This window comes from Arthrobacter globiformis (assembly GCF_003261175.1).
GTDB classification, from domain to species: Bacteria; Actinomycetota; Actinomycetes; order Actinomycetales; family Micrococcaceae; genus Arthrobacter; species Arthrobacter globiformis_A.
On sequence record NZ_QLNP01000075.1, the window covers coordinates 1 to 13,301 of the forward strand.

General features: G+C 60.6%; 16 protein-coding genes. 14 read left to right on the forward strand and 2 right to left on the reverse strand.

Translation table 11 applies throughout. The features are described from left to right. Window positions 1-508: 508 nt before the first annotated feature. The 11 genes from DBZ45_RS11240 (at window position 509) to DBZ45_RS11290 (ending at window position 8,419) form a co-directional block, all read left to right on the forward strand. Window positions 509-871, forward strand: a complete 363-nt coding sequence (locus DBZ45_RS11240; protein WP_146617505.1) for a hypothetical protein — start codon at window positions 509-511, stop codon at window positions 869-871. Between the two features lie 416 nt (window positions 872-1,287). After that, the gene (locus tag DBZ45_RS11245) at window positions 1,288-1,884 is read left to right on the forward strand and encodes an RNA polymerase sigma factor (protein WP_223257026.1); all 597 of its coding nucleotides are present in this window, start codon (window positions 1,288-1,290) and stop codon (window positions 1,882-1,884) included. Further along, entirely contained in the window at window positions 1,850-2,902 is a 1,053-nt protein-coding gene (locus tag DBZ45_RS11250) for a CU044_5270 family protein (protein ID WP_111903994.1), read from the forward strand. The genes DBZ45_RS11245 and DBZ45_RS11250 overlap by 35 nt, the downstream gene beginning before the upstream one ends. A gap of 868 nt (window positions 2,903-3,770) precedes the next feature. Beyond that, window positions 3,771-4,256: a hypothetical protein gene (locus DBZ45_RS11255; protein WP_111903995.1), complete on the forward strand. Its 486-nt coding sequence runs from the start codon at window positions 3,771-3,773 to the stop codon at window positions 4,254-4,256. Between the two features lie 235 nt (window positions 4,257-4,491). Beyond that, window positions 4,492-5,055 carry an RNA polymerase sigma factor gene (locus tag DBZ45_RS11260; RefSeq protein WP_223257027.1) on the forward strand — a complete coding sequence of 188 codons (564 nt, stop codon included), beginning with the start codon at window positions 4,492-4,494 and terminating at the stop codon, window positions 5,053-5,055. After that, window positions 5,052-5,609, forward strand: a complete 558-nt coding sequence (locus tag DBZ45_RS11265; RefSeq protein WP_111903997.1) for a hypothetical protein — start codon at window positions 5,052-5,054, stop codon at window positions 5,607-5,609. Before DBZ45_RS11260 ends, DBZ45_RS11265 begins: the two co-directional genes overlap by 4 nt. Before the next feature lie 131 nt (window positions 5,610-5,740). Then, on the forward strand, window positions 5,741-6,028 hold the full coding sequence (locus DBZ45_RS11270) for a hypothetical protein (protein ID WP_146617506.1): 288 nt from the start codon (window positions 5,741-5,743) through the stop codon (window positions 6,026-6,028). A gap of 40 nt (window positions 6,029-6,068) precedes the next feature. Further along, complete coding sequence (locus DBZ45_RS11275; RefSeq protein ID WP_190243095.1) at window positions 6,069-6,341, forward strand: DNA gyrase subunit A; 273 nt, start codon at window positions 6,069-6,071, stop codon at window positions 6,339-6,341. A 121-nt stretch (window positions 6,342-6,462) separates the two neighbouring features. Beyond that, window positions 6,463-7,065, forward strand: coding sequence for an RNA polymerase sigma factor (locus DBZ45_RS11280; protein WP_111904000.1), 603 nt, complete (start codon window positions 6,463-6,465; stop codon window positions 7,063-7,065). Further along, window positions 7,062-7,889, forward strand: a complete 828-nt coding sequence (locus DBZ45_RS11285) for a peptidase M56 family protein (protein WP_190243096.1) — start codon at window positions 7,062-7,064, stop codon at window positions 7,887-7,889. Before DBZ45_RS11280 ends, DBZ45_RS11285 begins: the two co-directional genes overlap by 4 nt. Window positions 7,890-7,966: 77 nt before the next feature. Then, a complete protein-coding gene (locus tag DBZ45_RS11290) occupies window positions 7,967-8,419 on the forward strand; it encodes a DUF6278 family protein (RefSeq protein WP_111904001.1) in 453 nt (150 codons plus the stop codon). 57 nt (window positions 8,420-8,476) lie between these two features. Here the strand turns inward: DBZ45_RS11290 and DBZ45_RS11295 are convergent, their stop codons facing one another. Next, on the reverse strand, window positions 8,477-8,938 hold the full coding sequence (locus tag DBZ45_RS11295) for a hypothetical protein (protein WP_146617507.1): 462 nt from the start codon (window positions 8,936-8,938) through the stop codon (window positions 8,477-8,479). A 191-nt stretch (window positions 8,939-9,129) separates the two neighbouring features. Between DBZ45_RS11295 and DBZ45_RS11300 the strand changes: the two genes are divergently transcribed. The 3 genes from DBZ45_RS11300 to DBZ45_RS11310 all read left to right on the forward strand — a co-directional run bounded on the left by DBZ45_RS11300 (window position 9,130) and on the right by DBZ45_RS11310 (window position 12,001). Beyond that, window positions 9,130-10,395 (forward strand): sensor histidine kinase, encoded by a 1,266-nt coding sequence (locus DBZ45_RS11300; protein ID WP_111904003.1) that lies wholly within the window; start codon window positions 9,130-9,132, stop codon window positions 10,393-10,395. After that, window positions 10,392-11,045, forward strand: a complete 654-nt coding sequence (locus DBZ45_RS11305) for a response regulator (RefSeq protein ID WP_111904004.1) — start codon at window positions 10,392-10,394, stop codon at window positions 11,043-11,045. The genes DBZ45_RS11300 and DBZ45_RS11305 overlap by 4 nt, the downstream gene beginning before the upstream one ends. A gap of 77 nt (window positions 11,046-11,122) precedes the next feature. After that, window positions 11,123-12,001 carry a hypothetical protein gene (locus tag DBZ45_RS11310; RefSeq protein WP_111904005.1) on the forward strand — a complete coding sequence of 293 codons (879 nt, stop codon included), beginning with the start codon at window positions 11,123-11,125 and terminating at the stop codon, window positions 11,999-12,001. Window positions 12,002-12,162: 161 nt separating this feature from the next. Here DBZ45_RS11310 and DBZ45_RS11315 read toward each other — a convergent pair whose 3' ends face one another. Beyond that, a complete protein-coding gene (locus tag DBZ45_RS11315; RefSeq protein ID WP_223257028.1) occupies window positions 12,163-13,164 on the reverse strand; it encodes an IS30 family transposase in 1,002 nt (333 codons plus the stop codon). Between the last annotated feature and the right edge of the window lie 137 nt (window positions 13,165-13,301).

A 13,301-nucleotide genomic window follows, 5' to 3' on the forward strand; every position in this document is an offset into this window, starting at 1 on the left:
GCCGCGGAACTCAACCACCGGCCACGCAAACGACACGGCTACCGAACACCCGCAGAAGTCCTCGCCGAGCTAATCTCTAACCCATCAAATAAATCCGGTGTTGCAGGCACCACTTGAATCCGCCCGCTAGGGATATGAGACGGGGCTAGTGCTCCAATTCGGGAACCTCACCGGACGGTAAATCGGGCACCATACGGGCTTCCCGGCCCCCTACCGGGCGAGAATTCAAAGGGGCGCGCCCTTCCATCGACCGGCTTACGGGACGATTTGCGGACTGGCCGCCGGCCCTTCCTTTTGAGGAAGGGGCCGGCGGGCTACTGTGAGTGCAGTCGAGTGACCGTTTCATCCTCCGGGAGGCACGGAGCACTTCCCACGAGATTACGTTGGAGGGCGGATGCCGAGACGACCACAACACTGGTTCCCAGGCTTGATTGGTGGTCAGGGTGTCATTCGTCCGAGCGGCGCTGCATGCACCCTCAATTACGCCGAGGTGTACCCCTTCGGTCTAATGGCCCAGATCAGTGTGAGATTTCCCGGCCCGTTGTCCCTGGATATGCAGCGGGAACTCAGCAAACAGTCGGGTTCCTACTTATGGAACAAGCCAGGCCTTGGACCGCAACTGACTTTGGAACAACTGGAGTCCGTGGCATGCCCTGCCGAGGTCGTGACGCACGAAGGTCACCACTCGTTCTGGACCATTACCTTTTGGTTCGACCAGGAGATTACGGGGTCCGCTTTGTCCATGACTTTCCGCTGGCCCGAGCAGGGTATTGAGTGCAGTTTTGCGGTTCCGGGTGAAGACATCGACAGAGCATTGGAAGAGGCCACCGAACTGTGGAGCCCGGATCCCGAAGGATACTTCTCCCAATGAGCACCTAGCTCTTTGGTTCGTCCCGCATTACTTCGGTGAGGGTTGGGCTCATGAGGCTTCAGCGCTAGCTTCTCGGAGTCAGTGTAGAGTGCCGGAAACCGTGCCGAAGGGGGTGTCGTCTCGGCGTTCATGACCAGGAGCAAGCGAAAGAGGCTTCATGATTTTTGCCAACGGTCATTCGGCGGCATGTTGCCCGCAGAAGGTGTCTTGAGGAGCTCCGACGACTAGCGGTGACTTTAGATTCCATGGCGCGGCGATCTCACCATTCCCGTGAGCGATCCGCTTCCTAAAAGGCGCCGCTACAAATGGTCCGGACAGGCTGCTGACCATCGGGCATGGATACGCTTTGATCGAGGTCCGTTGAGAGGAAGAAGGCCACCCGTGAACTCTTTTGCGGGGAACGGTCAATACATAGTGTGAGCACAGACAGCGACATCATCAGGCGGTCCCGGGACAGCCCCGCAGTTTTTGGGCAGTTATACGACAGGCACGCCTCAGCCATCTATAGATATGCGGCCAGACGGGCCGGTGACTTCGCGGCCGACGACGTCACCTCGGAAACCTTCCTGATCGCCTGGGAACAGTTGGGCAACTACGACGTCAGCCGGGATGACGCCCGGCCCTGGTTGTTCGGGATCGCCACCAACCTGCTTAGACAACATCATCGGGCCGAAGCCACGGTGCTCAAAGCAGCCGCCAAGTCGGCAGCACGAGAGGCCTTGGCCGACGATTCAGACCGGATCGCCGCCGAAGTCGACGCCAAGGTCGCCACCGGGCGAATGGCCCACGCGCTCAAGAGCATGGCTGCCATCGATCGGGAAACGCTGCTGCTCTATGCATGGGCTGATTTGACCTATGACGGCATCGCCCTGGCCATGAACGTTCCGGTGGGAACCGTTCGTTCCCGCCTAAACCGTGCACGGCAAACACTGCGAACCCAGTTCAACCTCGAAAAACTTAGCGAAACGGAGAACCACCATGGACGACCTGCAGCTGCTCCGCGAAATGCGTAGCGACGTCGGTTCCGCGCCTCCGGCAACCCTGGCCCGCGGCCGCGAGAAACTCATGACCAAAATAGGTCAGTCCTCCACGGTCGAGGAAACCCGCCCCCAGGCCACGGTCACGCCCATCCGCTTCCGCCGGCGGCTCCTGTTCGTATCGGCGGCGGCTGCTCTGATCGTGGGCGGCATTGTTGTTGCCGACGTCGTCCGCCCCGGTGCCCCTGGAGCGACCGCCGAAGCAGCCGAGGTCCTGAACAACGCTGCGGCGGCAACCATCCGAACCTCCGACCCGGTGCTGGGACCTGGCCAGTACCTGAAAATCGAGACCCAAGAACTCACTGGCGGTGGCGCTCAAACCGCGGACGGGCGTGAAGTGAATTGGCAGGAAACGACCGCAGGCCAAGTCTACGTTCCAGCCAACCGGGACGGCGAATGGGTCTGGAACCGCGAACCGCGGGTACCTCTCGAATCATCCACCGACGAAGCCAAGGCACTTGCCGCGGAAATAGCCGCACGGGACAGCTACCGACCTGCAGGGCAGCCATCAAGTGTTGGCATTGTGCGCGCCCCAGGCGGTGCCTTCTACGGCAACGAACCGACAGCCATCATCGGCACACCCTTGAAGGACGCCGGCAACCTGCCCAAGGACCCCCGTGCTCTGCTGGACCTCATCTACGAACGGACCAAGGGCGCCGGCAAGACCCCCGACAGCGAAGCCTTCGTAACCATTGCGGACGGCCTGCGAACCGGTGCCGTTCCAGCCGAGCTTCGCGCCGCCCTCTACAAGGCCGCCGCCCTCATTCCAGGTGTCACACTTAGTGACCGGCAAGCGACCATTGACGGCAGGACGGGCACCGCAATCGGCATCCCATCACCTGACGGTGCGGCAAGGACCGACATAATCATCGACCCGGCTTCCGGCTTGGTCATAGGCGAACAAAGCGTTCTCCTGAACTACCTAGGCTCTCCCGCCGGAACGGTCACCAGTTGGTCCTCAGTCAGGACATCAGTGGTGAACTCCGCTCCGTAGGCAACCCAACCAGTGCAGCGCAGGGCGGACGGTCATCATTGGGGGGTGACCGTCCGCCTCTTTGGCATTTTTTATGGCGCTTCGGTTCGGGCGGGTGATCCTGGCCAGTCGCCTCGGTCGCCGAGCGACGCCTGGAAGTGGGCTCGGGTGACTAGCGCAGATGGGCTGATCCATAGGAATCATTCCAGTTGCCGTTCCTTCCAAGCTTGGCAAGAATCACCGAACGCAGCGAAAGAGAGAACAGAACAGGACTGCGGCTCATCGAAGGATTAAGCTCCCACTATGAAGCCTCGGGGAGTACTTCTGCTTGCGGTAGGCGCGGGTGCCGCCGCGTTGGGATCTGCCGTCGTTTTCGGCAGCATGGCTGGTGCAGACCGAGCATGCCCAGCAGTGGGTTGGGCCTTTATGGGCGATGTGGAACTGTTCTTCTCCACACCGCCTGAATCGGTGTCGGCTTGTTTCGGCGAGGGCTGTACTCCTGAGCAGGTGACAAGAAATGCTGAGGGTAAATGGCTAGTGCCGCAAACCAGGCCTTACCTGACGCCGCCCGTGAATGTCAGCTCAATATACGTCGACGCCAGCACTCCATCGGGAGACCGCATAGCCAGTTCTTTGCCAATAGAGACGGAATCAACTGGGGAATATCCCTTCGGCCGTGAGTGCGGGGGACCTTTCAGATTCAAACCGGTACAAGTGCTCCTTGGCTAACGGAACGTCCGAAGACCGAAGGGCAAATGGACTAGACCTAGCTAACTACGCCGTGGCGGGTTCCGTAATCTGAAGATGGACTAGACCTAACGAACTGTGCCGTGAAGGGTTCCCATTCCGAATCGGACCTCCGCATTCCCGGTGGCGTTAGGGTGGGTCCATGACAACGGTCGTCTCAGCCCCAGGAGATCTCGTCGTCGCGACGAGCGACGGCATAGACGTCCGATTCGCGGGCATGGAGCTTACAGAGAGCCTGCCAGCGGGGGTGAAGGCGAGACCGGGTGAACGGGGCATCAAAGTCAGACTTGAGGGGGTTCAGGGCCCCGAGACCCAACAACGTGACCATCAATTCACGGAGGCTATTGTCGACTGGGTTGAGCAGAGAGAGAAACGTGGCGCTGAGAGCGCGGGGCAGCCTCCTACCATGCCCGGCGTGCTAGTTCTCGAGCCGGTTCAACTCCGCATCTCAGACGATTTTGGAACTGAATATGAGTGTGTGGCCGGACAAATCGCTGGGGATGGGACCGAATGGAGTGCATCCTGGATGTACCTTCCGGAACCGCCAAAACACGTTCGAAGCATCAATCTCGTGTTCACCCTTCACGGGGCGCCTACCGGTAAAGACTGCCAGATACGACTCGACTAAGATCCCCGCGCAGCGGTGAAACAGCTCAGGGATTTCCTGCTACGACGGTACGAACGGTCCCGCGACGCTCATTTTCTATCCCGCTGAGCGTTCCCCAATTGCGGTAGCAGATTTGTCGGCCAGGGTTTCGTCGATTTCTGTGATTCGCGTGGAACCGCTAGGGGGTTGCCGGACACTTATAGGTATGGGGGACACAGGGAAGGCGCCCGGGGACGAGGACCTTTGGATGCGCGTCATGAATGGTGACGGTTCCGCTTTTGCTTCGCTCTTCGTACGCCACCGGGACCGGGTCTTCGTTCATAGTCTGCGGCTGGTGAGAACTCCTTTTGAGGCGGAGGACGTCACCGCCGTGGTCTTTCTGGAGGCCTGGCGCTGCAGATCCAGAATCCGGCTCGTCAACGATTCGATGCTTGGGTGGTTGCTGATTACAGCCACGAACGTGGCAAGGAACAAGCTGCGGTCGACGCTGCGTTATGAACGCCTCCTGCGGAAGCTTCCGCAGTGCCAGGAGGTGCCGGATCACAGCGACTCTGTGGCCGAGCATGTTGACGAGGACCGGCAGTCTGAGCTTCTGCACAGGGCCTTTCGTTCGCTGGGCCGGCGGGACCAGGAAATTATTGCGCTGTGCGTTCTGGAGGACATGAGCACAGCTGAGGTGAGCGAGTTGCTGGGCATCCCATTGGGCACTGTGAAGTCCCGGCTCTCACGCGCCAAACAGAAACTGGCACAGCTGATGAACCCACCAGCGAGGTTCCTGCCGGCGCCGCCACCACTCAGGCCGGAAGAGGAAACACCATGAATGAGAGCCCACGTTCACCGCGCTTCAGCGCCGAACGCAGCGCAGCCGTCGAGGCGCTCCTGGCCAACGTCGTGCGGGACGGAACATCGGAGAACCGGCACTTCCAGAACACCAAAGGCAAGAGGATTCTGCTTGCCGGAGTCGCCATCGCCTTGGTGGCAACCGGCGGTGCCGTCATCATGCAGCTGCCTGTCGCGGACAAAAGCTCTATTGATTGCTTTGCACGGGCCGAGCTCCACGGCAGCCGGTTCCCCGGCACCACAGTTGTACTTGGGGAAGGAACACGGGTCGGCGAGCCATCGACACAACGCAACCCCATCCCTATCGAGGACGCATTGGCCGCGTGCCGGCACGTATGGGCCCAGCATGTGCTGGACCCCGATGCCCCTGACGGCAGAACGCATCCAAGCCTCCGTGACGGCAGCTCCTCCTACCCGGTTCCCGACCCGTTGACCGTGTGCGTACTCAATGACGGCCGGGCCGCCGTCATCCCCGGAGACGAAAAAGTGTGCGGTTCATTGGGGCTTGCGTTGAAAACCCCCACAGCTCCCTGATTGCGGACCAAATCCCGGCATTCCGGCCCATTCGAGGTTGTGAGTCGCGACATGGAGTGCTTAGGTGAGTTATCGGTGGCATGAGGCGCTCTTGTTTTGGGGGAAATGAGATGACTAGAAACGCGAAGTTCATGTTGTACCAGCGCACTTTGTGGGCAGGAATCATCGTTGGTGTAGTGGGTCTCTTGATCATGTTGTTCTCAAACGTGTTCATGCAGACCATTGGCACGTATACGTTCAACGGTTCCAACGGCTTCTTCTTCGCCTTGACGCAGGTCTACGTATTGGCGGCGCAGGGTTGCTTGCCGTTCTCGGCTGGCCTCATTTCAGCCGCCTTGGTGATGCGTTACTTAGCCGTGGATTCGCCGTCTTCGGAGCAGCAGAAGCCGGAGAAGACGGGTAACTTGCCGCAGGTCTGATGGGCGCATGTTGGTGCTTGCGTCGTGCAAGAATCGGCGCATGGATGAGGATGAGCGGCAAATACGGCAAGAATTGATGATCCTCGATGCCTTGGTACAGGCGATGGATCGGCGTGACGAGGTCTTCCAGATGATTGAGAATTCGGAGGACAGGGATGAAGCAATCCGCCGGGTGGGGCAGCTGTTGGGTGTGGGAGAACTCGGCAGCCGCGCAGTCCTCGACCTGCAGGCCAGAAGATTCACCCGAGACCAGCGTCACGCCCTCGCTTTGCGTGCAGAAGAACTCAGATCAACGTTGCCTGACGGCCGCTGAGGACTACCTGCTCCACGCAATAAGACTGCTGACCGCCGTGTTCAAAGTTGCCCTGTGGACGTTCCCCCAAAGATTTTTCAGAGGCGTGTAACCTTTCGGGCTGTCGCGGACAATACAGGGCATGGGGAACGTTCAATCCGATGAGGCGGGGCTCTGGAACCGCAGCCTCGATGGCGAGGGAGAAGCCTTCAGAGTGCTGTACTGCCGGCACCGCGACAGGGTCTTTCGACACGCATACAGGCTTTGTGGTGACCGGCATGAGGCTGAGGACATCATGGCCACGGCGTTCCTTGAACTTTGGCGGCGCCGAGCGAAGGTGCGGATCGTCGAAGGATCGATACTTCCCTGGCTTCTGGTCACCACCACGAACGCCGCTCGCAACCGCCGGCGCTCAGCACTCCGCTACCGCCGGCTCCTGGACTCCCTCCCTCGAGCGGACGAAACAGCGCGCGCGACCCAGGACCTGTCGGGGGCGGCGCAAGATGTTCTCGACCAGGATGTCGCTCGGGCCCTCAACGCACTGAGCGCAGAAGACGTGCACCTGGTGAGTCTGGTCGTCTTCGAGGAATACCCTATCGCCGCCGCCGCAGCCGTCCTCAATCTCACCCCAGGCGCGGCGAAAACGCGAATGCACCGTGCACGCCAGCGCATGAAGAAGGCGATTCAGGGAACACAATCAGCCCCCATCTCCGCCAGCCCGGTTTTGGAAGGAGAAAGGTCATGAATCAGCTTCGCGTCGATGACCAGTTCAGTAAGGCACTCGAAGCAGAACTCGTCACTCGGGTCCAAAGATCATCTCCAGCCCGGAGCCGCAAGCGTCTCCGGTTATGGCTGAGCGCCGGCGCCTTGGCAGGTGCTGGTTTGCTCGGCGGCATCGGTGCTGCGGCGGCCGGGTTCTTGGTGCTCCCAGGGGCAGAACAAGTGACACCGTTGGCGACGCCGGTGACCAAGACCTACACAGGAACAGCAACCGTGGAACTCGGCGAACCGCCCGAAGGAACCACAGGCATCGAACTGAAACTAACCGGACTCACTCCAGGCTGGTATTCCTACCCCGATGGGGCAAGCGGAAGTTTCACGCAAGCCGATATAGATGCGGGATTGAACGAGTCAAGCTACACAATCCCGCTGAGCCCTGGGCAGCATAGCGTCACCATGACGACTGCCCCAGGCTACCGCTGGCAGCTGACGGCCAACTATGTAAAACAGGTGAGAACCGAGTTGGGGGTCAATGCCAAGGGAGAAACCTATGGCGTTGAAAGCCCGGAAAACGGTACCCCTGATCTGATCGCGGTCATGGCGACCAGTGGCGCAGCCGGCTATGCCTATGCCAAGGACCTTTATGGCGGGCCCATGCCCACCAGCCCGGAAGACGCAGCGAAGAACTTCAACACTCCACGCCCACCCCGCGAAATCCCCGTGTTCCTCAGTGACGGGGAAACCAAAATCGGCGTCTTCCAGGCTGCAGGGTCAGGCGGCGGAATACCCTCCTACCCATCAACGTCACCAGTCCCATCGCAAGGCACCCCAGCAGGTACGACTCGCTGAAGGCTAAGGACTGTCCCGCCGAGGTTCGGCTCCCAATAATCCGACCGACGCCAAATGGGTGTGCTTAGGATGACCACATGAGCATCCCCGAAGATCCCGACGAACCTCTGCAGAAACTGCCAGCGGGAATGCCGAGAAGGTACGCAGAATATAAGCCAGTCACTTCCGATGCCGTGGTACCCCCGCCGACTAGCGTCGGCGGATACAGCGAACTCCTCAGCTATTTCCAAGAGCGAGGTCAGGCACTGCCACGCAAAGCAGAAAGCCTCGCCACTCTTGATCAAGCCATCAATGATGGTTTGCCGGCCGAGCTGGCCCGCCCTGTCGGGATGTTCTACGGGGATCTCCTCACGCACACTGTTCCTGGCGCCCACTGGGAAGTAGTCGAGGAGGGATACCCGCTGGTTCGTATCACCAGGAAAACTGCCGTTGACGTCGTCCGAGTCGCGCTAGGACACCTGGCTACCCCGTTTCCCACCCTCGAACAAAATTATGCCCATGTCCTCGAACTCGTCAGGCAAGAACCGTAGAGGGTTGCCTGGAAGGGACTATGTGGCCGAGCGGACCAGGGCAGCAGAATCGTTCGGTTACTCCCGGACATTTGATTTCAGGTCGGATTCGTCACCGGGAATGCCAGGTTTCGCGCCGTCAGTCGGTGGGTGGTTCGGGGTTCCTATCACCAGAGTCCAGCGTCCGGACTGCCAAGAGATTGCGTATTTGATTCCCGCCGTCCCGGCTTCTTTCAGTGCTTGGACCTGTACGTATTCAGGGAAATCGTTGCTCAGTAAGAGCTTGACTGAAGCAGGGGCCCAACCACGGAAGGAATCGACCAGCTTCTGGGCCCCAGGACGTACATTGACGGAGTCATCGGAAGCCAGTTTCTCGACTTGTTCCACAGAGCCGGATGCAGCGGCGGACACGACGCTTCGCGCGAACGCCTCGCGAGTGGAGAGATCCGGCTGGGTTGGATCGGGGGCGCAACCAATCATGAATAGCCCCGCAATGGCCGTGAATAGCATGAGGCCGAAAAAGCGACGCGCACTCTTCAATCCAACCCCTCTCCCCCCGGCCACGTAACGCTGACAATACCGGACCACTCAGCTGATGGAGCACTGCCCGCTAGAGGTCCCCGGAGCGAAACATGTGGACAGTCATCCGTTGGGTGGAACTTACTCATCTTTGCGTTGGAAGTCCCGGCGAGCGGTCTTTGGGCTTGTTATGGCCCGCATAGGGTGAAGGCATGTTCAATTCATTCCGGCAGGTCAGAGTGCTCAGGGCACCGCTCAGTGCGGTTCTGATGCTTGGGACGCTGCTGGTTCTGGAGCAGCGCACCTTCGATCGGAACACGGCTTTACTGCTTGCCCTTGTAACAGCCATTGCAGTGGCAGAGGTCTTGCCTGGACTGGGATTGGGATGGGTTTTCATCGCTCTTCTCCTGCAGACCTTCAAGGTGTTCCCTTTGGTGCTGCTGTCCGGTGTCCTCAGCTACGCCGCCATTCCATTGGTGGTCTTCTTCGCCACGGTGGCCTGGAAGAACCGGCCGGGGTGGATTCCGCCCGTCGCGGCAGCCGCGTTCGCCGGCATTACGACTGTGAACTGGTTCTTCGATCAGACCTGGATCAATTTCGTCTTCGGGAATCAGCTTTACGGCCGGGGGACGCTGCGCACCGCGGCGTACGCCTTCCTGATTTTCGGGGCCTTCGCTGCTTTGAATCTAGTGGCATGGGCGGCAGGCCGTGCCGTGAACAATGCCTCTCGGAGCCGCAAAGCGCAGCTGGTAGCGGAGTCCCGCCTCAAGGAAGCCTCCACGGAACTGCTCTTGGAGAGGGAACGTAACAGGATCGCGAGGGAACTGCATGACGTGCTGGCTCATTCGCTGGCCGTGATCGTGGCCCAGGCTGACGGCATCCGCTTCATTCATCGGACTGAACCTGAGCTCGTTGAACAAGCCTCAAAAATCATCGCCGATTCAGCGCGGTCGGCCCTGGTTGAAACCCGTCGCTTGATCGAAGGTTTCGCCACTGACCTGAACCATGAGCCGGGACAACGGGCCGAGGACGTGACGGCTCTCGCCGACCGGCTGACCTCCAGCGGTATGCCCGTGGAGATCGAAACCTCCGGCACCCCCTGGGACATGACACCTGCACAGCATCTGACCGCGTACCGGCTGGCGCAGGAAAGCCTCACCAACGCCTTCAAGCACGCTGACCGGGCACAGGGAGTGCACCTGCGCTTCCTCTGGAAACCAGACTCCGTTGAACTCCGGATCCGTTCCTCACTCCGAACCAGCACAGAACCACCGAAGACCGGCGATCGGCCCGTGTTGGGACGGGGGCTGAGTGGGATGAGGGCACGTGCCGCCGCAGCAGGAGGATGGGTCGAGACCATCAACGGCGAGGAAACCTTTGAGGTCATGGCCTTCCTGCCGGCCACGGAACAACCGGCCCCTGGTGCCTCAGGTCGTCAGGTCATCTCGGCCCGGCCAGTGGAAGGAGCGAACGCATGAGCGAGCCCATACGCGTCATCCTGGTCGATGACCAGCCCCTCTTCAGTGCCGGCCTGAAAATGATCATCCGCAGCCAGGCTGATCTGGAATTCGTCGGTGACGCAGTCGACGGAGAAGCAGCGATCAAACTTGTGGAAGAAACGAAGCCCGATGTGGTCCTGATGGACATCAGGATGCCGGTCATGGACGGCATTACCGCCACACGGAGGATCCTCTCAACCGTGCCCACAGCGCCGCCGAAGATCGTCGTACTGACCACAATTCAGCATGACGAAGCCGTGGTTCGTGCCATCCAGGCGGGCGCGGCCGGCTTCCTGACCAAAGACACCACCCCCGACTTCCTGCTGGCCACCATCCGAACAGTGCACTCGGGGCACTCTGTCATGGCACCGGCCCTCACCAACGAACTTCTCCGCGACTACACAACACCAGGCCCAGCCAACGACACGGCTCTGGAAGACCTCTCCGGCCGGGAACGCGACGTCTTCCTGCTCGCTGCCAAGGGCCTGGGAAACGCAGACATCGCCGGTGAGTTGTTTCTCAGCGAAGCAACAGTGAAAACCCACGTCGGGAGCATCCTCGGAAAGCTCAAGCTCAAGAACCGCATCCAGCTCGTAGCCTTCGCCTACCAAAACCAACTGCTGACCTAGAACCAACCACACAAGCCCCAAGCCTTGAACCGACACAAGGCCAGCCACCGCATTGCCAAAACAACCCAAGGAGCACCATGAAACGAACGATCATCGGCGCAGCCGTCCTCGTCACCGGAGCAGCGGCAGCCCTGACAGCGGCATCCATTCCGTCCGCTTCAGTCACGTCTTCCGCCGAACCCGTACCGGGAATCGTCCGCCAGGCCGAGGCCTATGCACAGGCGGATGCCACCGCTGAAAAGGGCATGCGAGAAGCTATCCGCGTGTGTATGGCAGGTGCGGGGTACAACTACACTCCACCAGCCACCATCCAAGCCCTGGACCTTAGCGGGGCCATCGGCTTCCCGCGGCTAACCCTTGAAGCCGCAAAGGCGAACGGGTACGCGGCCACCGGGCCCCAGGGACCGCAGGAACCGGCCCAAGGCACCGTTGAAGGCCAGCTCTTTTCTGACCCAGCTTTCATGACTGCCCTTAACGGAAAAGGAAGCCCGACTACGGCGAGCACTGTCCAGGGAACAGGAACCGTGGCAGGAGGTTGCAGAGGGGAAGCTATGACCAAGATCTACGGCAGCGCCGAAAACTACATGCTCGCAACAGGCATCGCTTACAACTCTTTCTTCCCCGCCACACTGTCCGCATCCGGTGACTCCGGATTGACCAAAGCCGTTCAGGACTGGCAGACGTGCATGAAGGAAACGGCCTACCCTTCCTTCAGCAATCCCCAGCAGGCATCAGATGCCGGCAAAGCTGTCGGCGGCCAGGAAGAAATCAGGATCGCCGTGACAGATGCGACCTGCCGCGAACACACCGGCTTCCACGCAGCCATCGACAAGGTTCTGGACAGGTACGTCACCACCCGGATGCGGGAACTCACTCCCCAAATTGAACAAGTCACACAGATCCGCAAAACCGCAGCAGCAAACGCCTCGGCTTTCACAGCAGCAGCGACAAAGTAGCGGCAGCCCACAAGCTCCAGCGGCAGCCTGTCAGTATTCGGGGGTGACAGGCTGCCGCTGGCATGTGAGATCCTCGAAAAGGGTACCCGTGTAGGTCGCCGCGACGCGCTCGTGAATCTATTCGGTGTCTCGAAACCTCCGTGCCTCGAAACCCGGCGGATTCAAGTGGTGCCTGCAACACCGGATTTATTTGATGGGTTCGAGACTAACTCGGCGAGGACTTCTGCCGGTGTTCGGTAGCCGTGTCGTTTGCGTGGCCGGCGGTTGAGTTCCGCGGCAACGTTCTCGAGGATTCCAGGCCCGTGGAACGACAGATCGGTGCTTTTCGGGAAGTACTCGCGGAGGAGCCCATTGGCGTTTTCGTTGCTGCCGCGCTGCCAGGGCGAATGTGGGTCGCAGAAGTAGATGGGCATACCGGTTGCCATTGTGATCTCCTGATGCAGGGACATCTCCGCTCCTTGATCCCACGTCGTCGAACGGCGCAGCTGCTCGGGCAGGGTATTCATCGCGGTGATCATGGCGTCAGCGACGGTGCGGGCGGTGTGGTCCTCAGGCAGATGCAGCAACATCGCGTATCCCGTGGTGCGTTCGACTAGGGTCCCGATCGCGGACTTCGATGCCGTCGAACCGATGATTAAATCACCTTCCCAATGGCCGGGAACGGCGCGGTCCTCGACCTCGGCCGGCCGGTCAGAGATCATCACCATCTCCCGGAACCGCTGGGGGCGAGGACCCTCCGGCCTTTGCGGGCGCCGACTCACCCGTCCGGACCGTAGCGCCGCCGCAACTTCCAGGCGCAAGGACCCGCGGCCCTGGACGTAAAGAGCCTGATAGATCGTTTCGTGTGACACCTGCATCTCCGGTTTCTCCGGATGCTCCACCTTCAGCCGGCCAGCGACCTGTTCCGGGCTGAACCGGCCGGTGAGCATCGTGGCGACCTGTTCCCGTAACGCTAACCCGTCCAACTTCCGAGGCTTCGGCCTGCGGGCACGAGCCCACGTCTGCTCCTGCGCGAGCGACGGCGAATACCTTTCACCGACCCGGTTCCTTGCGATCTCCCGGCTGATCGTCGACGGAGCCCGGCCCAGACCGGCGGCGATACGACGCACTCCATGTCCCTGGGCGAGCTGGAAGCCGATCTCCTCCCGCTCACGCAACGACAAAACCCCTGCACGGGGCACACTGAACTCCGGAACCGGCGATGGCAACACCTTCCGATGGTCGCTCAACCACCGGTACGCGGTCGGACGCGACACCCCGGCGGCCCGCGCCGCTACCGCTACCGACAGCCCGGCATCCA